This is a genomic window from Hymenobacter sp. 15J16-1T3B (genome assembly GCF_020711235.1).
Lineage (GTDB): Bacteria > Bacteroidota > Bacteroidia > Cytophagales > Hymenobacteraceae > Solirubrum.
Genome location: NZ_JAJFAV010000001.1, coordinates 395867 through 420256, shown reverse-complemented (window position 1 = coordinate 420256; position 24390 = coordinate 395867). Strand labels below are relative to the sequence as shown.

At 66.4% G+C, this 24390-nt stretch carries 17 protein-coding genes; 12 read left to right on the top strand and 5 right to left on the bottom strand.

Annotation, left to right across the window (positions count from 1 at the left end):
• The first annotated feature begins 126 nt into the window (after nt 1-126).
• The 3 genes from LJ737_RS01755 to LJ737_RS01745 all read left to right on the top strand — a co-directional run bounded on the left by LJ737_RS01755 (nt 127) and on the right by LJ737_RS01745 (nt 5470).
• Nucleotides 127-2358, top strand: a complete 2232-nt coding sequence (locus LJ737_RS01755; RefSeq protein ID WP_227762448.1) for a S9 family peptidase — start codon at nt 127-129, stop codon at nt 2356-2358.
• 232 nt (nt 2359-2590) lie between these two features.
• Nucleotides 2591-3739 carry a hypothetical protein gene (locus LJ737_RS01750; protein ID WP_227762427.1) on the top strand — a complete coding sequence of 383 codons (1149 nt, stop codon included), beginning with the start codon at nt 2591-2593 and terminating at the stop codon, nt 3737-3739.
• Between the two features lie 144 nt (nt 3740-3883).
• Nucleotides 3884-5470: an ArnT family glycosyltransferase gene (locus tag LJ737_RS01745; RefSeq protein ID WP_227762426.1), complete on the top strand. Its 1587-nt coding sequence runs from the start codon at nt 3884-3886 to the stop codon at nt 5468-5470.
• Here LJ737_RS01745 and LJ737_RS01740 read toward each other — a convergent pair.
• The gene (locus tag LJ737_RS01740; protein ID WP_227762423.1) at nt 5465-6907 is read right to left on the bottom strand and encodes an aldehyde dehydrogenase; all 1443 of its coding nucleotides are present in this window, start codon (nt 6905-6907) and stop codon (nt 5465-5467) included. The genes LJ737_RS01745 and LJ737_RS01740 overlap by 6 nt on opposite strands.
• Nucleotides 6908-7290: 383 nt before the next feature.
• Between LJ737_RS01740 and LJ737_RS01735 the strand changes: the two genes are divergently transcribed.
• Nucleotides 7291-8517 carry a PIG-L family deacetylase gene (locus tag LJ737_RS01735; protein ID WP_227762421.1) on the top strand — a complete coding sequence of 409 codons (1227 nt, stop codon included), beginning with the start codon at nt 7291-7293 and terminating at the stop codon, nt 8515-8517.
• Between the two features lie 56 nt (nt 8518-8573).
• Nucleotides 8574-10451 (top strand): SoxR reducing system RseC family protein, encoded by a 1878-nt coding sequence (locus LJ737_RS01730; protein ID WP_227762413.1) that lies wholly within the window; start codon nt 8574-8576, stop codon nt 10449-10451.
• 42 nt (nt 10452-10493) lie between these two features.
• On the opposite strand, the gene LJ737_RS01725 is transcribed toward LJ737_RS01730, so the two are convergent.
• Nucleotides 10494-11210, bottom strand: a complete 717-nt coding sequence (locus LJ737_RS01725; RefSeq protein WP_227762410.1) for a glycosyltransferase — start codon at nt 11208-11210, stop codon at nt 10494-10496.
• Nucleotides 11211-11460: 250 nt separating this feature from the next.
• Here LJ737_RS01725 and LJ737_RS01720 point away from each other — a divergent pair, with 250 nt between their 5' ends.
• Nucleotides 11461-13203: a hypothetical protein gene (locus LJ737_RS01720; RefSeq protein ID WP_227762409.1), complete on the top strand. Its 1743-nt coding sequence runs from the start codon at nt 11461-11463 to the stop codon at nt 13201-13203.
• Between the two features lie 19 nt (nt 13204-13222).
• Here the strand turns inward: LJ737_RS01720 and LJ737_RS01715 are convergent, their stop codons facing one another.
• Nucleotides 13223-14773 carry a DUF2079 domain-containing protein gene (locus tag LJ737_RS01715; RefSeq protein ID WP_227762406.1) on the bottom strand — a complete coding sequence of 517 codons (1551 nt, stop codon included), beginning with the start codon at nt 14771-14773 and terminating at the stop codon, nt 13223-13225.
• Between the two features lie 12 nt (nt 14774-14785).
• A complete protein-coding gene (locus LJ737_RS01710) occupies nt 14786-15733 on the bottom strand; it encodes a glycosyltransferase family 2 protein (protein ID WP_227762404.1) in 948 nt (315 codons plus the stop codon).
• 532 nt (nt 15734-16265) lie between these two features.
• On the opposite strand from LJ737_RS01710, the gene LJ737_RS01705 reads away from it, so the two are divergent.
• The 4 genes from LJ737_RS01705 (at nt 16266) to LJ737_RS01690 (ending at nt 21309) form a co-directional block, all read left to right on the top strand.
• Nucleotides 16266-17837, top strand: a complete 1572-nt coding sequence (locus LJ737_RS01705; RefSeq protein WP_227762403.1) for a glycosyltransferase family 39 protein — start codon at nt 16266-16268, stop codon at nt 17835-17837.
• A gap of 15 nt (nt 17838-17852) precedes the next feature.
• Entirely contained in the window at nt 17853-19259 is a 1407-nt protein-coding gene (locus tag LJ737_RS01700) for a hypothetical protein (RefSeq protein ID WP_227762400.1), read from the top strand.
• 150 nt (nt 19260-19409) lie between these two features.
• On the top strand, nt 19410-19937 hold the full coding sequence (locus LJ737_RS01695) for a hypothetical protein (protein ID WP_227762398.1): 528 nt from the start codon (nt 19410-19412) through the stop codon (nt 19935-19937).
• A gap of 49 nt (nt 19938-19986) precedes the next feature.
• Nucleotides 19987-21309, top strand: coding sequence for a hypothetical protein (locus LJ737_RS01690; protein WP_227762396.1), 1323 nt, complete (start codon nt 19987-19989; stop codon nt 21307-21309).
• A gap of 96 nt (nt 21310-21405) precedes the next feature.
• Here the strand turns inward: LJ737_RS01690 and LJ737_RS01685 are convergent, their stop codons facing one another.
• Complete coding sequence (locus LJ737_RS01685) at nt 21406-22197, bottom strand: SDR family oxidoreductase (RefSeq protein ID WP_227762394.1); 792 nt, start codon at nt 22195-22197, stop codon at nt 21406-21408.
• 225 nt (nt 22198-22422) lie between these two features.
• Between LJ737_RS01685 and LJ737_RS01680 the strand changes: the two genes are divergently transcribed.
• Both LJ737_RS01680 and LJ737_RS01675 read left to right on the top strand, forming a co-directional pair.
• A complete protein-coding gene (locus LJ737_RS01680; RefSeq protein ID WP_227762392.1) occupies nt 22423-22950 on the top strand; it encodes a 3-hydroxyanthranilate 3,4-dioxygenase in 528 nt (175 codons plus the stop codon).
• A 104-nt stretch (nt 22951-23054) separates the two neighbouring features.
• Entirely contained in the window at nt 23055-24341 is a 1287-nt protein-coding gene (locus LJ737_RS01675; protein ID WP_227762390.1) for a glycosyltransferase family protein, read from the top strand.
• Nucleotides 24342-24390 lie beyond the last annotated feature (49 nt).

Sequence of the window (24390 nt, the reverse complement as noted above, 5' to 3'; positions counted from 1 at the left end):
GGTCGGGAAAAGCGCCGCACGGGCGCGCAAGCAACCCTGCCCGGTTCGCCGCCGACGTTGGCGCGCCCGGTGCCGGACGGCCGCCGTCGGTGTAGTACCTTTAACGCCGTTCCCGAGTTTTCTTACATGATCCACCCGTTCAAGACGTTCAAATCGTTCGGCCTGGCCGCCAGCCTGCTGCTGAACGCCGCCCCGGCGGCCCTGCTGCTGCCCGCCGCGCCCGCCGTGGCCCAGCAACGCCCCGTCATTACCCTGGAAGATGTGTGGGCCAAAGGCACCTTCGCCCCGCGCTCGGTGCAGGGCTTCAACTGGATGCGCGACGGCCGCTACTATTCCGCCCTCGACAAGGGCGAAGTGGTGCAGCACGACGTGACCACCGGCCAAGCCACCCAGACGCTGGTATCGAGCCAGCAGCTGCGGCCCGCCGGCACCGACCAGCCCATTCAGGTCGACGGCTACGAGTTCAACGCCGACGAGCAGAAGATGCTTTTCAGCACCGCGACCGAGCCCATCTACCGCCGCTCGACCAAGGCCAACTACTTCGTGTACGACCGCGCCGCCCAGAAGCTGGTGCCGCTGAGCACGGGCGGCAAGCAGAGCTACGCCACCTTCTCGCCCGACGGCCGCCGCGTGGCCTTCATGCGCCAGAACAATATGTTCATCGTGGACCTGCAGACCATGCAGGAAACGCCCATCACCACCGACGGGCAGGTGAACAAGCTCATCCACGGCGGCGGCGACTGGGTGTACGAGGAGGAATTCGAGGTGTCGAAAGCGTTTAAATGGTCGCCCGACTCCAAGCAGCTGGCGTACTTGAGCTTCGACGAAAGCCAAGTGCCCGAGTACAACCTGCAGGAGTGGGGCCCGCTTTACCCCAAGGACTACCGCTACAAGTACCCCAAGGCCGGCGAGGCCAACTCCGTGGTGACCGTGTCGGTGTACGACGTGGCCGGGGCGCGCACCACCAAGATGGACATCGGGGCGGAAACGGACCAGTACATTCCGCGCATCGAGTGGACCAAGACGCCGGGCCTGCTCAGCATTCAGCGCACCAACCGCCTGCAAAACAAGCTGGAGCTGCTGCACGGCAACACCGCCACCGGTAAAACGGAGGTGGCGTGGACCGACACCGACAAAGCCTACGTGGAAGTCACCGACGATTTGCGCTACCTCAAAAACGGCAAGCAATTCATTGTCACCTCGGAGCGCGACGGGTTCCGCCACATCTACCTCTTCGACATGAAGGGCAAGCTGGTGAAGCAGCTCACCCAAGGCGCCTGGGATGTATCGGAATTCGTGGGCGTGGACGAAGCCAAGGGGCTGGCCTACTACGTGTCGGCCGAGGCCTCGCCCATGCAGCGCCACCTCTACCGCGTGGACCTGAAGGGCAAAGGCAAAACCCGCCTGGGCGAAGCCGGCAACGGCACCGACGTGGTGAACATGAGCCCCGACTTCCGCTACTACCTCAACTACCACTCGGCCGCCAACGAACCGGTGACGGTGAGCCTGCGCACGGCCCAGGACGGCAAGCTGGTGAAGGTGCTCGAAGACAACGCCGCCCTGAAGCAGAAGATGAAGGACTACGGCTTCGCGCCCCAAGAATTCTTCTCCTTCAAGACCTCGGAGGGCGTGACGCTCAACGGCTGCACCATCAAGCCCGCCACCATGGAAGCCGGCAAGAAGTACCCGGTGCTGACTTTCCTCTACGGCGGGCCCGGCTCGCAGAAGGTGCTGGATAAGTGGAACAGCGTGGACTACTACACGTGGTTTCAGCTGCTGGCCCAGCAGGGCTACGTGGTGGCCATCGTGGACAACCGCGGCACCGGCGGCCGCGGCGCGGAGTTCAAGAAGTGCACCTACGCGCAGATGGGCAAGCTCGAAACCATCGACCAGGGCGAAGCCGCGAAGTACCTCGGCACGCTGCCCTGGGTGGACAAGGCGCGCATCGGCATCTTCGGCTGGAGCTACGGCGGCTACCTCTCGGCCCTGGCCATGACCAAAAACGCCGACCTCTACAAAGCCGGTATTTCGGTGGCCCCGGTGACCAACTGGCGCTACTACGACTCCATCTACACCGAGCGGTTCTTGAAAAAGCCCCAGGACAACCCCGGCGGCTACGACGACAACTCGCCGGTGCAGTATGCTAATCTGCTGAAGGGCAAGTATCTGCTGGTGCACGGCACCGGCGACGACAACGTGCACTTCCAGAACTCGGTGGCCTTTACCGACGCGCTCATCAAGGCCAACAAGGACTTCGAGCAGCTGTACTACCCCAACCGCAACCACGGCATCTACGGGGGCAATACCCGCCTGCACCTGTTCCGGCAGATGACCAATTTCCTGCTGCAGAACCTGTAAGAGCTAGTCGGCCGCCCGCCGGTCGGTTAGCGCGTTTTTCGCCGGGCCAAACCGGCTAACGCGCTACAAGTCAGAAAAAAGCCCGTTTTTCGGTCTGAGCTTCGTGGCTGCGCCTTCCCGCAGGAAGGCCGGCAGGTGGCCGGTCGGAAGACGGGCTTTTGGCGTTGAGAGGGTAAGAAAATGCGCGGGGCGTCGTTCCTGCGGAGCTGTTTCTGCGTAAAGCCTCGTCGATATGCGCACGTCCCGACTGAATCCTGTGCTGCTGGGCGCACTGCTGCTGGGCCTGGGCGCCTGCCAGCGCGACGCCACCGTCCGCACCGAAAAGCCTGCTCCGGCCGCCGAACTGGCCGCTACCGATACCGCCGCGCCCGCGGCGCCGCTGCCCGTGCGCCGCGACTGGCACCGCCTCGCCCGCCGCACCAACCCGCGCGCCCCGCTGATTCGCTATGCTGCGGTGCGCCGGCCGGCCGACCTGCCCGCGCCGGCGCTGCCCACCGAGGCCCATCTGTTCGACCTTACGCTCAAGCCCAGCGAGTTTTTCCGCATCGACCCGACCCAGCCCGCCGAGGTGCGCGGCCGCGAAGGCACGACGCTGCGCCTGCCCGCCGGCGCCCTCGTCGACGCCCAGCAGCGCCCCGTGCAGGAGCCGGTGTGGCTGGAACTCAAGGAGTGCCTGGCCCTGGCCGACCTGCTGCTGTCGGACCACGTGAGCACCGGCCCCGGCGGCGCGCCCATGCAGGCCGGCGGCATGCTGCTAGTGCGCGCCGTGACGAGCAAGGGGCAGGCGCTGAGCCTGGCTCCCGGCGCCGCCCTCGAGCTAAACCTGCCCGCCGAGCTGCGTGCCGCCGGCCGGCAGCTCTACCACAGCCCCGACCGCCAGCACTGGTCCGCCCTGCCCGCCGAAGTAGCTCCGGAAAGCGGCCCGGCGTACGCCCAGGCGTCGTCTACCGGCGGCAGCAGCATCCTCGATACGCCCGCCGAAAGCGCCGCCAGCAGCAACCCCGAACCGCTGGCGGCCCAACCCGAGTCATCGGGCCCCGACTGGCTGCGCAGCCCGGCGCTGGGCTGGCTGAGCTGCCTGCGCGGCTGGAACCCCGGCGACAACAACCTGCTGGTGCCCACCGAAGCCGACGAGCACACCGTGGTGCGCCTGGTGTACCCCGAGGCCGGCGTCATCCTGTCCGGGCAGCCGCAAACCGGGGGCTACGCTTTCCAGGGCCTGCCCGCGCAGCAGCGGGCGGTGCTGGTAGGCCTGCGCTACGAGGGCGGCAACGCCTTTTTGGCCGTGCAGCCACTGGCACCCGGCGACACCGCCGCGCCCTTGGAGTTTCGCGAAGTCAGCCTGGCCGACATGGAGCAGCGGCTGCAGGAGTTGCGCTAACGCCACTGATCGGTACCTAACGCCTGCTTCTGGAGCTGCGGCCCGCCATGCGAAGCGCTACGCGGGCCACTGCCCGGGCTGTGCGCGGCCGGGGCGGCGCTACCTTTGCGGCGGCGCGGCGGACTGCCGCGCACCATTCGAGGTATGAACGTTTCCTTTCTGGCCACGCGCACGGTGCCGCGCTGGTTCTGGCCGGTGCTGCTGGGGTTGAGTTTCCTGGTGCACCTGCCGTTTTTCGGCCTGCCGCCCAAGGGGGCGCACTCCTGGCGGCAGTGCAACACCATGGCCGTGGCCCGCAACCTCTACGAGGAAGACATGAACCCGCTGCGCCCCCGCGTCGACCGGCGCGGTGCCTCCGACGGCGTGACGGGCATGCAGTTTCCGGCCTACGAGTGGGTGGTGGCCGCGGCGTACAAGGTGCTGGGCTTTCACGAAAGCATTCCGCGGGTGGTCAGCTGGCTGATTTTCGCGGCCGGCTTGGTGGCTTTCTTCGCGTTAGCGCGGCTGCTGAGCGGCTCGGCCTGGGCCGCGGCCGTGGGCACCTGGGCCCTGGCCTGGAGTCCCGAGCTGTTCTACCACGGCATCAACGCCCTGCCCGACGTGCTGGCCCTGGCGGCCTCCATCGGCGGGCTGTACTTCTTCCTGCGCTGGTACCACACCGGGGGCGGCTTCGGCAGCTACGCGCTGGCTTTGCTGCTGACCACGCTGGCCGGCCTCACCAAGCTGCAGTACCTGGCCATCGGCGCGCCCATTGCCGTGCTCATCCTGCGCGACCTGGGGCTGCGCCGCCTGACGCTGGCGCGTTTGCCGTTGCTGGGCTTGTTTGCCGCCGTAGCCGTGGCCGTGCCGCTGGCCTGGTACGCCCGCGCCGTGCGGCTGATCAAGGAGTCCGGCCTGGCCGATTTCGGCCTGGAGCTGCGTCCGGCCGACAGTATAAGCACCGCCCTGCGCATCCTGCGCGAAAACCTCACCTCCGACCTGCCCGAGCTGCTGGTGGGCTTTCCGGGCTTCGTGCTGCTGCTGCTGGGGCTGGCGGCGCTGGTGCGCGGCGGGTACGCCCGGCGGTTCTGGTTTTTGCCCTTGCTGGGCTGGGCGGCGGTGCTACTGGCCTACCACCTTATTGAGCTAAGCCAGATGGACGTGCACCAGTACTACATGCTGCCCTACCTGCCCGTACTGATGCTTGTGGTGGCCTTGGGCGCCGCGTGGCTGCAACGGCAAAAGCGGGGCGCGCTCTGGCTAGCCCTGCTGCTCGGCTTGCAGCCCGTGGCGGCAGCCGTGCGCGTCATTCCGAGCCGCTGGGGCGGTGGTCCGCGCGAAATTCCGGCCGAGCTGTATTATGCCGACTCGCGCCAAGCCCTCGAAACAGCCGTGCCCAACGACGCGCTTTGCCTCGTCGGCCCCGACATATCGGGCTGCAAGTACTTCTACTTCCTGCACAAGAAAGGCTTCGGCTTCGGTGCAACTGAGGACCTGTGGAACGCCAAACCCGACGGCAGCACCCTGCTCGACAGCGCCGTGCGCGCCGGCACGCGCTACCTCTACACCAACGATTCTACCGCGCTCCACAACGAAAAAGTGCGGGCGTATTTGGGCCGCGAAATCAAGCGGGTAGGGGAATTTCGGGTGCTGGAGCTGAAGCAACGCGCCGCCTCTGAAACTGACGCCAGCGAAACAGTTCCCGCCCTAACCCAGAACCGGAACCGTCCCGCTGCCATGCCGGGCTTATAGCTTCACCGTGATGCTCTGCGGTTCGGTGAAAAAGCGCAGCGCCTCCAGGCCGCCTTCGCGCCCTACGCCCGAGCTTTTCATGCCGCCGAAAGGCGTGCGCAGGTCGCGGTGCAGCCAGGTATTCACCCACACGATGCCCGACTGCAGCTCGTGGGCCACGCGGTGGGCGCGGTTTAGGTCGCGCGTCCAGATGGTGGCGGCCAGGCCGTACTCGGTGCCGTTGGCCCAGGTTAGCGCTTCTTTCTCCGTGTCGAAGGGCGTGAGCGTGACGACGGGGCCGAAGATTTCCTCGCGGTTGACGCGGCAGTCGGGCGCCAGGCCCTCGAAGACCGTCGGCTGTAGAAAGTAGCCCTCGGCGCAGCGGCCGTCGAGCCGCACGCGCTGCCCGCCGGCCAGCAGGGTGCCGCCTTCCTCGTGGGCCAGCGCGATGTAGCTCAGTACTTTCTGCAGGTGCGCTTCGCTCACCAGCGCGCCCTGCCGACTGCCAGCCTCCTGCGGGTCGGCCACGGTGAGCTGGGCCACGCCGGCCAGGAACTGCTCTTTGAACTGCTCGTAAATCGGCCGCTCCACGAAGATGCGCGAGCCGCACAGGCAGATTTGGCCTTGGTTGGCAAAGGAACTGCGCAGGCTGGTTTGCACCGCTTCCCGCAGGTCGCAGTCGGCGAAAACGAGGTTGGGGTTTTTGCCGCCCAGCTCCAAGGACAACTTCTTAAACATCGGCGCGGCCGTGCGGGCAATATGCTCCCCGGTTTTGGTGCCGCCCGTGAAGCTGATGGCCTTGATGGCCGGGTGCTCGATAATAGCCTGCCCCGCGCCTGGCCCGGTGCCGTGCACAATGTTGAGCACACCCGCCGGTAGCCCGGCTTCGATGCACAACTCACTCAGCAGAAAGGCCGTGTAGGGCGTGATTTCCGAGGGCTTGGCCACCACGCAGCAGCCCGCCGCTAGGGCCGGGGCTATCTTCCAGGTGAAGAGGTACAGCGGCAGGTTCCAGGGCGAGATGCAGCCCACCACGCCCAGCGGGTGGCGCACGGTGTAGTTCAGCGCCACGCCTTCCTGGAAGTGCGTTTCGGAAGCAAAATGCTGGGCCGCCGTGCCGAAAAAGGCAAAGTTGCTGGCCGCCCGCGGAATATCCACCACGCGGGCCAGGCCTACCGGCTTGCCGTTGTCCTGGCTTTCGGCCTGGGCGAGCCGCTCCAGGTCGCGCTCAATCAGCTCGCTGATGCGCACCAGCAGACGGCCGCGGTCCTCGGCTGGCAGCAGGCGCCAGGCGGGCAGGGCGGCTTCGGCGGCTTGCACGGCCCGGGCCACGTCGGTGGCGTCGGAATCGGGAATCTGGCTGAAAACCTGGCCAGTGGCGGGCTCGATGTTGGGCAGGTAGCGGCCGCTGAGGGGCGCCAGCAGAGCGCCGCCGATGTAGTTCTGCAGGTGCAGCATAACGGGCTGAAGAGGTGACGCGCAGGCACTTGGCGGCTGCGGGCCGGGTGGTGGGTGGACCGTAAAGCTACTAGCAGAGGGCCAAGCGGGCCAGCACTACATTAGAAATCCTACTTTCCGGGAACGTTGCCAGCCGCGTTGGGGTCTGGCAAATGGCTGAGCTTCGGGTATTAAGCCAGAAAAAGCGGCCGTTCACCCAGTAGTTGGCGCAATTAAGTTATATTGCTGTCACTTCTGGAGCTGGCGGACTAGCTTCAGGGAAATACTCGGGCCGTTGCCGACGCTTCACGCAGGCTGCCGCCACCGGCCGGTTGTTTTCCTTGGTCCTCCACTACCCGAAACGCGCACACCTCTTGCTCCTTCGATCCGCTTCCCCAGCGCCTATGGGCCAACTGTTACTCCGCTGTTTTTGCTTTTACGGGATGGTGTGGGCGCTGCTGACCGGCACGGCGCAGGCCCAGACGCAAACGGCCCCGCCGCCGGCTTCTTCCAATGCCTCGGTGTTCGTCACCGCGCACCAGGATGACTGGCAGCTGTTTATGGGCAGCCGCGCGTACGACAACGTGCAGCGCCACCGTAAAGTCGTGTTCATCATCATCACCGCCGGGCAGGGCGACCAGCCTTCCGACGCGTTTTGGAAAGCCCGCGAGCAGGGCTGCCTGAACTCGGCCCGCACCGCCTGCGACCTGACGGCCGGCAAGCTCCCGCCGCCGGTGATGACCAAAGTGACCATCCGGGGCCACGCCCTGCAGGCTTCGTACTACCGCAACACGGTGGTGTATTTCCTGCGTCTGCCCGACGGCGGCGGCCGTGGCCAAGGCTTCAGCTTCTGCAACTTTCAAACCCTGGCCAAGCTGCGCGCCGGGCAAGGCGGCCCGCTCAAAACCCTCGACGGCAGCACGCAGTACGAATCGTGGGCTGACCTGACCAGCACTGTGCGCGACATCATCCGCCGCGAAACCCGCCCGAGCTGGACCCTGTGGGTGCACAGCCCCAACCCGGATGCCCGCGCCAACCCCAACGACCACGCCGACCATATGTCGGCCGGCATCATTGCTGGGGCCGCCACGCAGGGCCTGGATTGCCGCCGCCTGCTCTACTCGGGCTACGACGTGCGCAACCGCGCCGTCAACCTGAACGCGGCCCAAACGGCCAACCAGACGGCCCTGTTTGCCGCTTATTGCCAGGCCATGACGGAGCGCAGCCAGCCCAGCGGGTGGCAGCCCGACCACCTCTGCTGGCTGGGCCGGCAGTACAGCGTCTTGGTGCACTCCGCCGCCAGCGCATCCACCACGGCGGCCACGGCGGCCCAGCTGCGCAACGACAGCCTGCTGAAAGCGCCCTCGCAAATCATTCTGGGCGTGCCGGCGCCGAATCCGTGCACCGCCTCCAGCGTGCTGAGCTACGAGCTGCCCACGGCCGCCGACGTGAACCTGGGGCTCTATGACATGCAGGGCCGCCTGATTCGCACGCTGGTGCAGGCGCAGCAGCAGGCCGGGCACTACGAAGTGTGGCTCGACGTCAATCAATTTCCGGCTACCGGTGTGTACCTCTGCCGTCTGCAGGCCGGCTCGGTGCTGCGCACGCAGCGGGTACAGATCGAGCACTAAGCCCCTGATTGGGGGCGGGCGCCTACTTTTGGCCCGTCTTACCTGAGTTTGTCTGTATGCGCGAGTGGTTGCGTCGCCGGCCGGGGCCCTGGGCCATGCTGGCGGCGGCGGTAATATGGCAGGGGCTGCTGCTGGCCCGCACGTTTGCGGTGCTCGTCACCGAGCCCAATCAGCACTTGTTTACCGACCGCTACGACGGGGCGAAAAACTACTTCACGTTTCAGGCCTACCTGCAGCAGCCCTTCGAACGCGGCCTGCTCTGGTTCGGGCAGATGAACTACCCCTTCGGCGACTACATCTTCTACACCGACAACTCGCCGCTGCTGGCCGTCGGGGTAAAGCTGTTTTCGCGCTACGTGTACGACCTGACGCCGCGCGGCCTCGACGTGTACAACGGCTTGCTGGTGGGCATGATGCTGCTGAGCACCGTGCTGCTGGTGAGCATCCTGCGCCGGCTGCTGCACTCCTGGGTGCTGATAGTGGGGCTGAGCGTAATGCTGCCCTGGCTGAGCCCGCAGCTGGAGCGCCTGACGGTGGGCCACCTGAACCTGTCGCTGAGCTGGGTGGTGCTGCTGGGCATCTGGGGGCTGCAGCGCCTCTACGAACACGGCGAAAAAGGCCGGCCGCTCGGGGCCACGGTGCCCGTGGTGGTAGCAGGCCAAACGGCCGCCGCTTTCCTGCACCTGTATTACCTGCCCATCGTGGGCCTGTACGTGGGCAGCTTTCTGGCCTTCTGGCTGCTGAGCAGCGGGCGGTGGCGGCAGCCGCGGCTGGTGCTGGCCGGCGCGGCCGTGGCCTTGCTGCCGCTGCTCATCAGCTTCGGCCTGCTGCGCAGCCTCGACGGCTACTACGCCCTGCGCGTGCCGCTGGTCAAGCAAAACAGCTACGACGGGCCGGGGCTGAAACTGTCGCCCGCCGCCCTGGTGCACCCGTACGCCTACAACCGCCAGCACTTTCCGCTGGAATCCAAGGCCCAGCCCTTCGACGAATCGACGGCTTACCTGGGCCTGTTCGCGCTGTGGGCCTTGTTGCTGGTGGCCGGCCTGTACCTGCTGCGCCGGCCGCAGTGGCAGGCGTGGTGGCGCAGCTGGCGCCTGACTTCGGAGGCACGCTTCGTGCTATTGCTGCTGGCCGCTACCGGCGTGGGCCTGCTGGCGGCCCTGGGCACGCGCATCAGCCTCAACCCCGACGGCACGCTGGTGCTCAACAACTACCTGAGCGTCTTCTACCACCTCGACCGGCTGGTGCCCAACGCCACGCACTTTCGGGCCGTGGCGCGCTTTAGCTGGCCGTTTTTCTGGGCCCTGCACCTGCTGCTGCTCGTCGGGCTCGACTACTGGCTGCGCACCGGCCGCAGCGGCTGGCGCTGGGCTGCGGTGCCCGTGCTGGTGCTGCTGGCCTGGCTCGACACCCGCGACGCGCTCAAGCATTACCGCCACGCCACCGTGCCCAACACCATTAGCAACCCCCGGTTTCAGCCCGAGCTGACGCAGATGCTGACCCAGGTGAACACGGCGGAGTATCAGGCCATCCTGCCGATTCCCTACTTCCACGTGGGCAGCGAGGGCCAGGGTCTGACCATCGACGACGCCGACGCGCAGAGCCGGCACGCCTACTTCCTGGCGCTGCGCACGGGCCTGCCGCTGCTGGCCAGCAAGATGTCGCGCACGCCGCACGAGCAGGCCCGGCAGCTGCTGAGCCTGCTGCAGCCCGGCGGCCCGGTGCCCGCGCTCAAAGCCCGCTTGGCCGGCCGCCCCATCCTGGTGCTCTACGACGACGCTTTTTACCGCGGCGACTCCACTCTGGCTGCCAATCAGCCCGAACCGGAGCCGCGCCGCATCGTGCGCGACGGCGCCGCGTTCATTGCCCGGCACCGCATGCCGCTGCTGGCGCAGGCCGGCACCCTACGGCTGTACCGCTGGGAGCTGGAGTAGGAGGGACGGCGCGGCGGGTAGCGCAGTTAGAGCGCGAGCCGCTCAGCGCCGCAGCAGGCGCAGCAAGTTGCGGCTTTCCGTCAGCAGCACGCGCACGTTGAGCGGGGACAGCACCACGCCCGGCTTGAGGGCGACGGGCACCGGCTCGGTGCGCACAGCGGGTTGCCGCGAGGCCAGCAGCAGCAGCTCCAGGTCGAAGAGGTAGCGGTCGGTGGTCGTCTGCAGAAACAGGGCCCGGCCGGCGGCGTCGAAGCCCTTCAGGCCGCACTGGGTGTCGTCGATGGGCAGGCGCAGCAAGGTGCGGGTGAGCCGGCGCAGCAGCTGCGACACCCGCCGCCGGGCCGCCGGCACCTGGGCGTAGTAGGCCGCGTCGCGCACGCCCACGGCCAGGTCGCAGCGCTGGGTACGCAGCGCCTCGTAGACCGCGGCCATGCTGGTTTCCTCGTAGGGAAAGTCGATGTCGGTGAACAGGCACAGCGGCTCTTGCACCTGCTGCACGCCGGTGCGCAGGGCGTGGCCCTTGCCACGGTTGACGGGGTAGCTCAGGTAGGTAAACGCCTCGGCGGGCAGCGCCTCGCGCAGCAGCTGCACATCGGCCTCCGTCACGCCCCGGCTCGAGCCATCATTGACTAGGTAGAGGTGCACCGTCGTGGCCGGCGGGAGGGTGTGCTGCAGGCGCTGCAAGCTGCTCAGGACGTTGGCGGCCCAGTCGGCTGGCGGGTTGTAGCAGGGCAGAACGAGGGCAAGCGCGGCGGGCATGAAGGGCGGCGGGAGGGAATGCAAAGCAACGGCTGGCCGTTGCCGGCAGGGCTATAGTACTGGTGAACACGCCGCGCAGTTACGACGGGAGGGGGGCAACTGCCCCGACGGGCACTTCCTCCCAGAATCGGGCAATGCAGAATCCCAAAATTAGGCAATAGGATCCGGCTGCTGCGCAAACGGCCCCGGCAGGTCTATATTTGGGTTGCGCTGGCCTGGGCGCGCTGCCTACCAGTCCTATTCTAGCTCTATGAAGCCAATGCGCTGGCGCGAACTGCTGCTGAGTCTGCTCTTCTACGCCGTTTTGTTTGTCCTGTTCAGCTGGCCGCTGGCGGCGCACTTCAGCACCGCCTACCTGGGCCGCCCCGGCAACGACGCCAACCAGTACGTGTGGAACGCCTACAACTTCCACCGGCAGGTGCTGGCGGGCCACAATCCCTTCTTCACCGATCTGCTGCTCTACCCGCGCGGCACCTCGCTGGTGATGCACACCTACACGCCGGTTATCGGTCTGCTCAACGTGCCGCTGGGGCACGAAATCCTGGCCGTCAACGTGGCCTTGCTGCTGAGCTTCGTTTTGTCGGGCGTCGGGGCCTACCGGCTGTGCCGCCGCTGGGTCGATAACCCCGTGCTGGGGCTGCTGGCGGGCGTGCTCTTCGCTTTTTCGGGCTACAAGCTGGCCCACCTGCCCGACCACTACCACCTGCTGCTCACCGCGCCGGCGCCGTTTTACATCTACGCCTTCCTTGAAGCCTTCCGCTTCCGCGAGGGCCGCTTCCTGCCGCAGGTGCGCCGCTGGGGGCAGGTCGGGCTGTGCGCCGGGCTGGGCTTCATCACCCTGCTGAGCGACTACTACACGCTGTTCGGGCTGCTCTACTTTTCGCTCGACTACGCCCTGTACTACGGGTTGCGCCTGGGCCGCATCAACTGGCGCCGGCCCCGGCCCTGGATTGTGCTGGGGGTGGTGTTGGTCGTCTGCCACATCGGCTCCCGGATGCTGAAGCTGGCCGGCGTGCCCGACAACAGCGGCTTCTGGTGGGGTGGCGACTTGGCCGGCTACTTGCTGCCGCCCCCGCACAGCCGCTGGCTGAGTACGCCCGCCACCGAGCGGTTGCTCAACAGCTCGATGTTTAATTCCCCCGGCTCGGTCGAAAACATCATGTTCCTGGGCTACGTGCTGCCGCTGCTGGCGCTGCTCACGCTCGTCGGGCTGCGCCGCTATTCGGCCCTGCGCCACGACGAAGACCGCGGCGGCCGGGCGCTGCCCTGGCTGGCGCTGCTGTTTTTTATGCTGACGCTGCCGGCCGTGCGGGTGTTCGGCAAGGAGGTGCTGCGCCTGCCCACCGGCTTGCTGCACTACGTGCCGTTTTTCAACAACATCCGCTGCCCCACGCGCCACGTGGCCTACCTCTCGCTGCTGCTGCCCATCGTGGTGTTTGCCGCCCTCGACCCCTGGCTGCGCGCCCGCCTGCGGCCGGCGGCCCGGCTGGCGGTATCGGCGGGGCTGCTGGCGCTGGTGCTGCTGGAGCTGCAGCCCAAGGCCCAACCTCTGCTCAAGCTCGCCGACGTGCCCGCCGCCTATCTGGCCGCCGCTCAGCTGCCTGGCGACGTGCTGTTCCCCATTCCCTTCGGCCTGCTCGATGGCTACCGGAAAATGGGCCAGATGGACGGCGACGACCTGTTTTACCAGACCCGCCACCACAAAAAGCTGCCCGGCGCCTACATCTCGCGCGTGCCCGCCGACGTGTTTGCCGGCTTCGACCGCGACTCGGTGATGCACACGCTGCTCACCTTGCAGGAGCACCCCGACACCACCCTGCAGCAGCCGTCGGCGGCCGCCGTGCGCGCGTTTCTGCGCGAGTACCACCCGGCCGCGTTTGTGGTGGCGCCGCAGTTCCGCGGCTCGGCGGTACACCGGTACCTGCAGCAAGTCATGCCGGCGCAGGGCTACCGCGAAGAGCAAATCGGCGAGTACGTGCTGCTGCGCAAGTAGCGCAACGGACCGCTTGGCGCTAGAGCTGAAACGGCAGCACCTCGTCGGGCCGGGCCGGCGGGCGGGTGCGCTCCAGCACCAGCAGCTGGTCGTCCTCGTAGCGCACGCGGAAGTCGCCGCGGGTGCGCAGCAGCTGCTGGGCCTGCAAATAACCCTCCGGTGACAGCGGCCAGGGCAGCTTGTCGGTTTTGAGCAGGGCGACGAGCTGGGCGTCGCGCAGCACCGGGAAGTGGTAGAGCTTGTCGCGGTTGACGAGCCAGGGCGCCAGGTTGGCCTGGGCGCTCAGCGGCACCTCGGCCGGGAGCTGCGCCAGAGCCGCCCGCAGGCGGCGCACATCCAGGCCCTGGGTCGAGCGGTAGTGCTTGGCCAGCAGGAAATTGGTGGTTTCGCGCTGGTACCACTTGCTCTGGCGGGTGTAGAGCGTGATAATGGTGGCCAGCGCCGCCAGGGCCAGCGAGGCGGCGTAATAGCGCTGACGCGACCGGCCGGCCCGCAGCTGTAGGCCCAACTCCGTCACCGCCAGGGCCAGCACCGGCGCAAACTCGATGGAATACTGCGCGTTGATGCCCCAGAGGCCGTAGTCGTTGGCCAGCAGCTTCTGGGCCAGAATAGGCGCCAGCATCAGCGCGTACCAAGGTCGCAGCGCCAGCGCCAGGCCGCCCGAGAGCAGCAGCACCGCCCACAGCTCGGCCTTGATGTAGTTGTAGTTCGGGTCGGCGGTGATGTTAACGAACAAGCACTGCCAGAGGAGCTTGGGGTGGGTGGCTACGTTCAGCACCGCCGCTTCTAGGGAGCCGCCCAGGTGCTGGTAGCGCTGAATCTGGGTGAGCTGCTGGTGCGTGGCCGAGAGGGCCGGCATCACCACTTTGGTAATCACCGCGAAGTAGGCCAGGGCCACCACGGCGCCCAGCACCGCCGCCAGCAGCAGGGGGCGGGTGCGCCAGTGCTTCCAGGCCAGGCCCAGCATGATGGCAGCTGCCCACAGCGCCAGGTTTTCCTTGCTCACCAGCAGCAGCGCGAAGGCCAGCCCGGCCCGGTCCCAGCGGCGCTGCTCAAACCAGTGCACCAGCCACGGCACGGCCATGGCGCCCACCACGTTGTCGTGGTAATCATAGCCCAGAGCCGAGTAAATGCCCCAGATGCTGAAGAAAAAGGCCATCAGCACGTTGGCCTGCCCGTAGGTGGCGCCCCGGGCCCGCGCAAACACGTGCACGCCCCAGCCGCCCCACAGTAGGGCCGCAATCTGCACCACCAGCAGCGTCCAGGAGCCCAGCAGCCAGTACAGCGGCGACACCAGCAGCGGCACCAGCGCGAAGTGCAGGTTGGAGGAAAGGAAGTTGGTGGGCGGCGTGTCGAGCAGCTCGGTGGTGAAGTGGGTGCGCCAGTGCGCGTAGCTGCGCAGCGCGTGCGTGGCAATGCCTAGGTCGAAGGCTGCCGTGCGCATCAGGTAATGATTGGTCAGCGACACCAGGCTGAAAATCAGCCCGAAGCCGAGGAGTAGGCCCCGAGCCCAAGCCCGTTCCCGGGCCGTGGCGGCACCGCCCGCCGTGCGCACGCTCAGTCGGGTCATGCAGGGAAGAGGTTAGCTCCGGCCGGCGGGGGCCGGCTCGGCAATGTTCGTGTCCGAAATGATGTAGAGCGGGCGGTGGCGCACGTTGGCACTCAGGCGGGCCAGGTACTCGCCGATGATGCCGACCGCAATGAGCTGCACGCCGCCCAAAAACAGGATACTCACCATGAGCGAAGCCCAGCCCGGCTGGTAGTCGCGGGTGACAAACCGCTCGAACAAGGTGTACAGCAGCACCAGAAAGGCAATGCCGGTGGCCCCGAAGCCCATGAGGGTGGCGGCCTTCAGCGGCACGTCGCTGAAGGCGGTGATGCCGTCCAGCGCCAGCCGAATCATCTTGCGGTAGGTATAGCCCGTTTCGCCGCCGGCGCGCTGGGCGCGGTCGTACTCCACGTAGGTCTGGCGGTAGCCGATCCACGAAATCTGCCCGCGCAGAAACTTGTTCTGCTCCGGCATCTGCTTCAGGGCCTGCACCACCTTGCGCGAAATGATGCGGAAGTCGCCGGTGTCCACGGGGATGGACACGTTGGTAATTTTGGCCAGGATGCGGTAGAACAGCTTGGCCGTGAACAGCTTCATGGCGCTTTCGCCCTCGCGGCGGCGGCGCTTGGCGTACACCACCTCGTAGCCTTCGTGCATCTTGGCGTAGAGCTGCGGAATCAGCTCCGGCGGGTCCTGCAGGTCGGCGTCGATGATGGCCACGGCCCGGCCCGTGGAGAGGTCCAGCCCGGCCGTCACGGCAATCTGGTGGCCAAAGTTGCGGCTGAAGTCGATGTAGCGCACGTCCGCGTGCTGGGCCGCCAGCTCGTGAATCAGCGCCAGCGACCGGTCGCGCGAGCCGTCGTTGATAAAGATGTACTCGCAGCTGACGCGCATCGGGTCGATGACTTCGCGCAGGCGGCGGTACAGCGTCGGAATATTGACTTCCTCGTTGTAGATGGGAATGATGACGGAAAGATCCACAGCAACTGGCGCAGAGCCGAAGGTAGGTAGGTTGAAACGTAAAGATGCAAAATCAGCGGGGCCGACGGGCCACCGCGGCGGGCAAATCCTCGCCGGCGCGGCAAGAGCCGGTGGCTGAGCGGCGCAAAAGTCCGGCGCAAATCCGGCCCGGCGCTGAGCCCTACCCGCATGCGCCGCCCGGAAAAACGGGGCCAAACAAGGCCAGCCGGTCAAGAAACCATCAACGGAAACGAGCACCCGCGGGCCTCTCGCTCAGGGAAGGAGGCCCCGGCAAAGCCCGCAGCAGACCCAGTGCTGCCGCCCAAACCAAGGCAGCGGCCGGCACACCGCATCAAACTTAGCACGTGGCCGACGAACCCACCGGCTGCTGGCCCCAAGCCAGGCGCATTTACCCCCGTGGCAGAAGCCGGAATAGCCCGAGGTGCGGGCTGCTATTTAGGGTCGTATTCCTGGTTTCAGGCGGCGTGCTGCAGTAGTACGCCGGGCTGGCTATCTTTGCCTGCTTACGTCGACGTAAACACCTCCTTATTTCATGTTATCAAGCTCTTTGACGCAGGGCGGCACCGAACGAATGTTCAAGCTCGCGGCGGCAGTATTCTTCGTCATCTTTGCCGGTGTTCTGTACCTGCCGTACCTGACGCACCTGCCGGAGGGCATCCACACCTGGGCCCAGGCCGACCGCCTCAGCCTGGCCCTGAGCTACTACGACCGGGGCATGCAGTTTTTGCGGCCCCGCACCTACAACCTGTCCTCCATCGACGGGGTTGTGGGGGTGGAGTTCCCCATCATTCCGTACCTGGCCGCCCTGTTTGGCAAGGTGTTCGGCCGCGGCACGGTGGTACCGGCGTTTCGCGGCATCACCATCGGCTTGTCGGTGCTGGCCTGCTATTACCTGTTTCGGATGGTCTTCGAGCGCACCGGCAGCTTCGTGGCGGGGCTGGTGCCGGGCATTTTCCTGCTGACCTCGCCGGTTTACGCCTTTTACTCTGGCAATTTTCTGCCCGACGCACCGGGCGCCGCCCTCTCGCTGGTGGCTTACTACTATTTCCTACGCTACTACCAGCAACCCCGCTTCCGCGACCTGGCGCTGGGGCTGGTGCTCTTCACCCTGGCCACGCTGATCAAAACGTCGGCGGGCGTGTACTTGCTGGCCGCCTACGGGGTGACGCTCATCCTCTCGTATTTCCGCAACAGTCTGTTTACCACCCGGCAGAAAGTTTGGTTTCTGCTGCTGATGGGGCTCAGCTTCGGCGCCGTGCTCGGCTATATATTCCTGAACAAGTGGCTCAACACCACCTTTGATTCCACCATGTTCCTGGCCGAGCCCCGCCCGCTGACCACTACCGAGGAGGCCAACAAGACCTACGAGGAGGTAATGCGCACGTGGTGGAACGAGTACTTCACCCAGGTGCACTACTGGGTGCTGGCCGCTTGCTGGCTCTACACCTTCGTGGGGGCACTGTGGAACCAACGGCGGGAGCCCATGCTGGCCACCCAAGTGTGGGTCAGCCTGCTGGGGGCACTGGCGTTTCTGTGGCTGATGGGCCGGCAGTTCGGCGCCCACGACTACTACATCCTCAGCCCGTTTATGCCGCTGCTGCTGCTCGTGCTGGTGCAGACGCTGGTGCGCGTGGCGACGCTGCCGCTGCCGCGCCTGGCCGTGCCCACGGCGCTGGGCGTGCTGGCCGCCGCCTTGCTGATTATCGGCACCGTGCGGCACCGGGCCCGCATGAGCGACGATTACCCGCCCTTCAGCGACTTCTACGACTACCGCTGGATGCGCGGCGGCGCGCAGTTGCTCAACCAGGCGCAGGTGCCCGCCGATGCCACGGTGCTGGTGGCCAACGAGACGGCGCCCAACATCGGGCTGGTGTACTTCGACCGCCGCGGCCTCGCCGCCGAACGATTTATCTTGCAAACCGAGCCGTCGGAGGTCGTGCGCTTCATGGCGGAGCGCGGCCTGGACTACTTTATCATGCGCCGCAAGGACAGCGACGAGCTGCGGGCGGCGCATTCCACGCTCTTCAGCGTGCTGGAACCGGTAACCGAATCCGCGGACGTGACCGTGCTGCGCCGCCGCGGCCGCGCCTCTGCCTGGCATTAAGCTTTCAGTATCATCATGATCCAATCCTACCTGCGCCGCCTGCCTTGGGGCTGGCTGCTGCTCACGACCCTGCTGCTCATGAGTGCAGCCTTCTACAACGGGTTTCCCCTGGTCACCTCCGATTCCGGCGCCTACATCTACAGCGGCATGTCGCTGACGGTGCCCGCCGACCGGCCGCTGACCTACGGCCTGTTTCTGCGCGTTTTCAGCCTGAAACACTCGCTGTGGGGCCCGGTGCTGGTGCAGAGCCTGTTGCTGGCCTACGTGCTGTGGCGCAGCGTGCAGGTATTTGTGCCGCGGCTGCGCAGCCACGCCGCCCGTTTTGCCTTGCTGGCCGCCGTGGTGTGGGCCAGCGGCATCGCGTGGTTTAGCGGCCAGCTCATGCCCGATGTGTTTACGCCGATTGGGGTGTTGGCCCTGGCCCTGCTGGTGTGGGGGCAGCCGCTGGCCCTGGCCGAGCGGGTCGTGCTGGGCGGGCTGCTGCTGCTGGCCAGTCTGATGCACTCGTCCAACCTGCTCACCTACACCCTGTTGCTCGGCGTGGTAGCCGCCGGGGGCTGGGTGGTCGGGGCGGTGCGGCGCTGGATGCCGTGGCGGCGGCTGGCGGCGGCGGCCGCGCTGGTAGCAGCGGCCTGGGTGGCGCTGCCCGGCCTGCACGCGGCGTTCGGGGGCGGGTTCACGGTGTCGTCCGGTTCGCACGTGTTCCTGATGGGCAAGCTCGTGGAAACGGGCGTGCTGGACCGCTTTCTGGCCGACAACTGCGCCGACGGGCAGTACCGCCTCTGCGCCTTCCGCGACAAGCTGCCCAACAACGCCATCGACTTCATCTGGTCGGGCAACAGCCCGCTGGCCCAAACCGGCGGCTGGGATGCCAACCGCGCCGAATACCGCAGCATCATCGGCCGGGTGCTGCTCTCGCCGCGCTACTACCCGGTGCTGCTGGAAGAAGCCGCCCAAGGCACGGCCCGGCAGCTTACCCACGTGGCCCACGGCGACGGGCTGACCCCGTTTCTGGACAATACCAACCCGTTCTGGAAAATTCAGGAGTCGTTTCCGTTTGAGCTGAAGGAATACACCAACTCCCAGCAAAACCGCGGCGCCCTGCAGTTCGAGGATCTGACCAGCCGCTCGTACCTGGTGTTGGGGCTGAGCGCGCTGCTGCTGCTGGGCGTGCTGACCACCGCCTACCTGCGCCACGCCCTGCCGGCCGGGCTGCTGGGCTGGGCCCTGACGCTGGTGGCCGCCGTGGTGCTGAACGCCTTCACGACGGCCAACCTGGCCAACGTGTTGGACCGCCTGCAAACGCGTGTGGCTTGGGTGAGCGTGCTGGCCGCGGCGGCCCTGCTCGTCGAAGTGTGGCCGCGAATTCGGCCGCGCGTGCCGCTGCCGGCCGTGCCCGCCGAGGCCGAGGCAGTCAGCTAAACCCGCCACCGGCGCAACCACGCGGGTGCTGCCGGTGCCGAGGCGCTGGTGGCTGCCGGCCCGGCCCACCGGACAGAATGCAAAACAAGGTTTTACGCTGACGCAATTCTGGTTAGTTTTGCGCGATTAATAGGACTCACTTTACACTTCATGAAGAAGATATTACCTTTTTTGGCTCTGTCGGTACTGGCTGCCTGCTCCTCCGACAAAGAAGCGGCTTCCTCCGATGCCATCATGAGCAACGACTTTGAGTCGGTTGTTGGCTGGGTACCCGATGCTAGCACCATCTCCAAGGACCACGCGCACTCGGGCGCCTACGCTCTGAAGGTGGATCCGTCGCACGAATTCAGCCTGACCTACAACACCGTACTCGGCAACGTGACGGCGCGCAAGCCGCGCGGGGTGAAGCTCGAAGCCTGGGCCTACCTGAACAGCGCCCAGAGCGCCGGCAAACTGGGCTTGGTGGTAGTGCCTCCCGGAGAAAACGCGCAGAACGTGGTGGGCGACGGTATCGAGCTCAGCGAGGTGAAGGACTTCAAGAAGTGGGTGAAAGTGAGCAAAGAAATTGTGTTCCCCGCTTCGGTGCAGTCGGATTACATCCTGAAAGTATTCCTGTGGCGCGGCGCCGCTTCCGAGCCCGTCTACATCGACGACCTCAAGCTCACGGCCCTGGAGTAACCTCTTCACTGGCCGCAGCCCCTGGCTGCGGCCTTCTCTTTTTACCGTATTGGCTGTTGATCTACAAAGCCCCCGGCGCCTTACGCTGGGGGCGGTTAGCGTGCCGCTGTACCGCGTGTGGCAGGTAGCGGCCTACCTGGCGTGCTGGCTGGAGGTGCGCCTGTTTACCGACCTGCGCAACTATTTCGGGCCGATGAAGAGCCCGGTGGCGTTCTACCTGGCGTCGGTGGCGCTGTGCGCCTTCACCCTGCTCTACTTTCTGCACCGGCCCACCGGCGCGCCCACGACCGCCGAGCCCTCGGGCCGCCGCTACGACGTGGTGCTGACGGTGCTGCTGCTGGGCGGCCTCGCGGCGGCCAGCTTCCAGGGGCCGGTCATTGCCGCCACGCCCATCGACATCAACGCCTCGGACGTAATTCCGATTCTGGAGACGTACGTCAGCCGTTTCCGGGCGGGCGAGACGGTCTACAAGTACATCTACTTCAGCTACCCGCTCTTCCCCAACCACTTGCCCATGCAGTGGCTGCCCTACGTGGTGGCCGAGCACATTGGCGCCGACTACCGCTGGATGGGGCTGATGCTGCTGCTGGTGCTCGGGTTTGGGGCTTACCAGTGGGTGCTCATCCGCCAGCACCAAAGCTGGGGGCAACTGCTGCTGAAGTCGGTGCTGCCGGCGGCGCTGCTGTGCTGGATTCTCTACAAAGACCCGTCCATCTACGCCCACACCATCGAAACCACTATCATTGCCTACTACTGCATTTTGGCGGCGGGCGTGCTCACGCGTTCGGTGCTGTGGCAGGCCGTGGGCCTTACGGTCTGCCTCACCTCGCGGTACTCGGTGGTGCTGTGGGTGCCGCTGTACGGGCTGATTCTGTGGTTTAGCGCCGGCCGCAGCCACGCCATCAAGGTGGCGCTGCTCACGCTGCTGGGCGTCGTGGTCGTGTACGTGTGGCCCTTCCTCTCGAAGGACTGGACCATCTTCACCCACGCCCTGCGCGAGTACCGCATTGCCACGGTGGGGGAGTGGACGCGCGAATACCACCTGTTCAACGGGGTGGGGTTTGCCGGCATTCTGCTCCGGCACAGCTCGGGCACCATTCAGGAAAAAATCGACCTGCTGCAGCGCCTGCTGCTCATGTGCGGCGGCGGCGTGCTGCTGGTTTCGGGGGCGCTGTACTGGTGGCTGCGCCACCGCATCGATTACCGCCTGCTCAGCCTCATCAGCCTGAAGTGGTACCTGGCTACGTTCTACGCCTTCCTGCAGATTCCCTACACCTACCTCACCTCGCTGGTGCTGTTCATCTCCTTGTTCCTCATCCTGGTGATTGGCACGCGCTCGGTAATGGAACCCGCCGCCGTGGACCACGCCTAGGCCCAGCCGCGGAAAGTTGCCCAGTGCTAGCTGAAAGCCGCAGGGGGCGCCCGGAATTCCGGGCGCCCCCTGCGGCTTTGTTCGTGGTGCGGGCGGCTACAGGCTGCTGGTGCGCCCGCCGTCGACGGGCAGGTTGATGCCGTTGACGTAGCCGGCCAGCGGCGAAGCCAAAAAGGCAATGGCCGCGGCTACTTCCTCGGCTTCGCCGAAACGCCCGGCCGGAATCAGCCGCTGCATCTGGGCTTCCAGCTCCGCCACGGGCGTGCCGGTGCTGGCCGAGCGCGCTGCCACGAGGCTGTGGTGGCGCTGGGTGAGCGTGGCGCCGGGCAGCACGTTGTTGACGGTGATGCCCGAGGGCCCCAGCTCATTGGCCAGGGTTTTGGCCCAGCTGGCCACCGCCCCGCGCGTGGTGTTCGACACGCCCAGGTTGGGCAGCGGCTGCTTCACCGAGGTGCTGATGACATTGATGATGCGCCCGTAGCCGGACGCTTTCATGCCCGGCACCAGGGCCTGGGCCAGCAGGTGGTTGCAGACGACGTGCTGCTCGAAGGCGGCCCGCAGATCATCAATGGAAGCCCCGAGCAAGGGGCCGCCGGCCGGGCCGCCGGTGTTGTTGACTAGGATGTGGGCGGCGGGCTTGTTCGCCACGTACTCGGCCAGGCGCTCGGCTAGCTCGGCGGGGCGCGCAAAGTCGGCCACGAGGTAGTCGTGCTGCTGGCCGTGCGCGGCGGGCAGGGCGGCGGCTACTTCGCGCAGAGCGTCTTCGTTGCGGGCAATCAGGGTGACGTGGGCGCCGCGGGCGGCCAGGGCCTCGGCGGCGGCCCGCCCAATGCCCTGGGTGCTGCCGCACACCACGGCGCGGCGGTCGGTGAGTTGGTCGGTAAGCATGGCCGCAAGGTAATTAGGTGACCGGTAACACGGGACAGGTGACAAGTGGGGTAAGGCAGGGGCTGGGGCAACGACTGAAGCCCGGGCGCCGGAAAAGGCCGACGGTTCCGCCGGCAGTTTCTACCTTGGCACCGGCTACCCGCGCTTGATTTCAAACGGGTAGCTTTCGGCCCCACCCATCCACCCACCACGCGGCGCCTGCCACGTGTTACCTGTCACCCCCTTATGCCTGTCACGCGTCCCTTCAACTTCCAGCAGTGGATTGACGAACACCGCCACTTGCTCAAGCCGCCCGTCGGCAACCAACAGGTGTTCAAAGGCAACGACGACTTCATCGTGATGGTGGTGGGCGGCCCCAACGCCCGCAAGGACTACCACGTCGACGACAGCGAGGAGTTTTTCTTCCAGCTCGAAGGCGACATGACCCTGAAAATCATCGAGGACGGCAAGCCGGTGGATTTGCCCATCCGCGCCGGCGAGATATTTCTGCTGCCCGCGGGCGTGCCCCACTCCCCGCAGCGCCCGGCCGGCACCGTGGGGCTGGTGGTGGAGCGCTACCGCAAGCCCGGCGAGTTGGACGGCTTTCAGTGGTACTGCGAAAACTGCGGCACCAAGCTCCACGAGGAATTTGCCGAAGTCACCGATATCGTAAAGCAACTGCCCGTCATCATGGGCAATTTCTGGCAAAACGAGGAGCGCCGCACCTGCAAGAACTGCGGCACGGTGATGCAGCCGCCCGCGCCGGTGCAGTAGCGCCGCGAAGTCCGATTTCTGGAGCAAGCCGGTTGGCGCGCATGGGTAGTGCGCGCCAACCGGCTTTCTTTGTGCGCGGGAATCCGTTCAGTGGCCCGTCGTTAATGAAATCTAGAGTTGTATTCTGGCTGGCAGCGGCCCTGCTGACCCTGGCCATGTTTCAGGACAAGCGCTGGAAGGGCATGGAAGTGCTCGACTCCGACCCCGGCGGCTACTACGTGTACCTGCCCTCGGCCTTTATCTACGGCGACCTGGGCCGCCCCGACTCCCTGCTGAAGCTGCGCCCCCTCTACCGCCCCACCGCCGAGCCGGCGGAAATCGGCCTGAAGCCGCTGCCGGGCAAGCGCTACATGAGCAAGTACACCCTGGGCAAGGCGCTGGCCGACATGCCCTGGTTTCTGGGCGCCCACGCCTGGGCCCGCAGCAGCGACAAGTATAAGGCCGACGGCTTCAGCCGGCCCTACCAGCAGATCATCATGATTGCCGGGCTGTTTCACGGCATCCTCGGCCTCTGGATTTTGCGCAAGCTGCTGCGCCGCTACTACGAGGACGGCACCGTGGCCTGGACGCTGGCGGGTATCGGGCTGGGCACCAACCTGTTTTGCTACGCCAGCTACGAGGCCAACATGGCCCACGCGGTGCTCTTCCTCTGGCAGGCCGCTCTGCTGTACTGCTCGGTGCGCTGGTACGACACCGGCCGGGCCCCGTTTGCCGCCGGCATCGGCCTGTTTTTGGGCCTGGCCATTCTCACCCGGCCGTCCGAGGCCATGTACGGGCTCTTGCCGCTGACCTGGGGCCTGAGCCTGGCCGCGCCGGCCCTGCGCCAGCGGGCCCAGTGGTGGTGGCAGCGGCGCGGGCAGATCTTGCTGGCGGCCGCGCTGCTGCTGGCCGTGGTCAGCCTGCAGACGCTGTTCTGGCACGCCGTCAGCGGGCACTGGATTGTGTATTCGTACACGGGCGAGAAGTTCGACTTCCTGCACCCCCACCTCATCGACGGGCTGGTGAGCTTCCGCAAGGGCTGGTGGCTCTACACCCCGCTGGCCCTGCTTAGCCTCGGCGGCCTCTGGTGGCTGCGCCGCGACGTGCCCGCCGCCTGGCTGCCCGCCCTCGTGATGATTCCGGTGGCCGTGTACGTGACCTTCAGCTGGCGCACCTGGTCCTACGGCGGCAGCTTCAGCGCCCGGCCGCTGGTCAGCCTCTACCCGGTGCTGGCCTTGCCGCTGGCCAGCCTGCTGGCCCACGCCCGCCTGCGCGTAGCCCTGCGCACGGTGATTGTGGCCTTTATCCTGCTCAACATCTGGCAGAGCTGGCAGTACGCGGCCAGTGTGCTGCACTGGGACGGCATGACGGCCGACATGTATTTTCGTAACTTTTTCCGCCGCAAGCTCTAAGCTGCGGCGGCTTTCTTTTCCCTCCACCCGCCGCACCCACGGCCCTCCG

Excerpts from the sequence above, each read along its gene's own strand:
- LJ737_RS01740 (WP_227762423.1), bottom strand. The coding sequence starts at position 6,907 with ATGCTGCACCTGCAGAACTACATCGGCGGCGCTCTGCTGGCGCCCCTC.
- LJ737_RS01715 (WP_227762406.1), bottom strand. The coding sequence starts at position 14,773 with ATGACCCGACTGAGCGTGCGCACGGCGGGCGGTGCCGCCACGGCCCGG.
- LJ737_RS01700 (WP_227762400.1), top strand. The coding sequence starts at position 17,853 with ATGATCCAATCCTACCTGCGCCGCCTGCCTTGGGGCTGGCTGCTGCTC.
- LJ737_RS01675 (WP_227762390.1), top strand. The coding sequence starts at position 23,055 with ATGAAATCTAGAGTTGTATTCTGGCTGGCAGCGGCCCTGCTGACCCTG.
- LJ737_RS01720 (WP_227762409.1), top strand. The coding sequence starts at position 11,461 with ATGAAGCCAATGCGCTGGCGCGAACTGCTGCTGAGTCTGCTCTTCTAC.
- LJ737_RS01735 (WP_227762421.1), top strand. The coding sequence starts at position 7,291 with ATGGGCCAACTGTTACTCCGCTGTTTTTGCTTTTACGGGATGGTGTGG.
- LJ737_RS01745 (WP_227762426.1), top strand. The coding sequence starts at position 3,884 with ATGAACGTTTCCTTTCTGGCCACGCGCACGGTGCCGCGCTGGTTCTGG.
- LJ737_RS01695 (WP_227762398.1), top strand. The coding sequence starts at position 19,410 with ATGAAGAAGATATTACCTTTTTTGGCTCTGTCGGTACTGGCTGCCTGC.
- LJ737_RS01730 (WP_227762413.1), top strand. The coding sequence starts at position 8,574 with ATGCGCGAGTGGTTGCGTCGCCGGCCGGGGCCCTGGGCCATGCTGGCG.
- LJ737_RS01750 (WP_227762427.1), top strand. The coding sequence starts at position 2,591 with ATGCGCACGTCCCGACTGAATCCTGTGCTGCTGGGCGCACTGCTGCTG.
- LJ737_RS01755 (WP_227762448.1), top strand. The coding sequence starts at position 127 with ATGATCCACCCGTTCAAGACGTTCAAATCGTTCGGCCTGGCCGCCAGC.
- LJ737_RS01685 (WP_227762394.1), bottom strand. The coding sequence starts at position 22,197 with ATGCTTACCGACCAACTCACCGACCGCCGCGCCGTGGTGTGCGGCAGC.
- LJ737_RS01705 (WP_227762403.1), top strand. The coding sequence starts at position 16,266 with ATGTTATCAAGCTCTTTGACGCAGGGCGGCACCGAACGAATGTTCAAG.
- LJ737_RS01725 (WP_227762410.1), bottom strand. The coding sequence starts at position 11,210 with ATGCCCGCCGCGCTTGCCCTCGTTCTGCCCTGCTACAACCCGCCAGCC.
- LJ737_RS01680 (WP_227762392.1), top strand. The coding sequence starts at position 22,423 with ATGCCTGTCACGCGTCCCTTCAACTTCCAGCAGTGGATTGACGAACAC.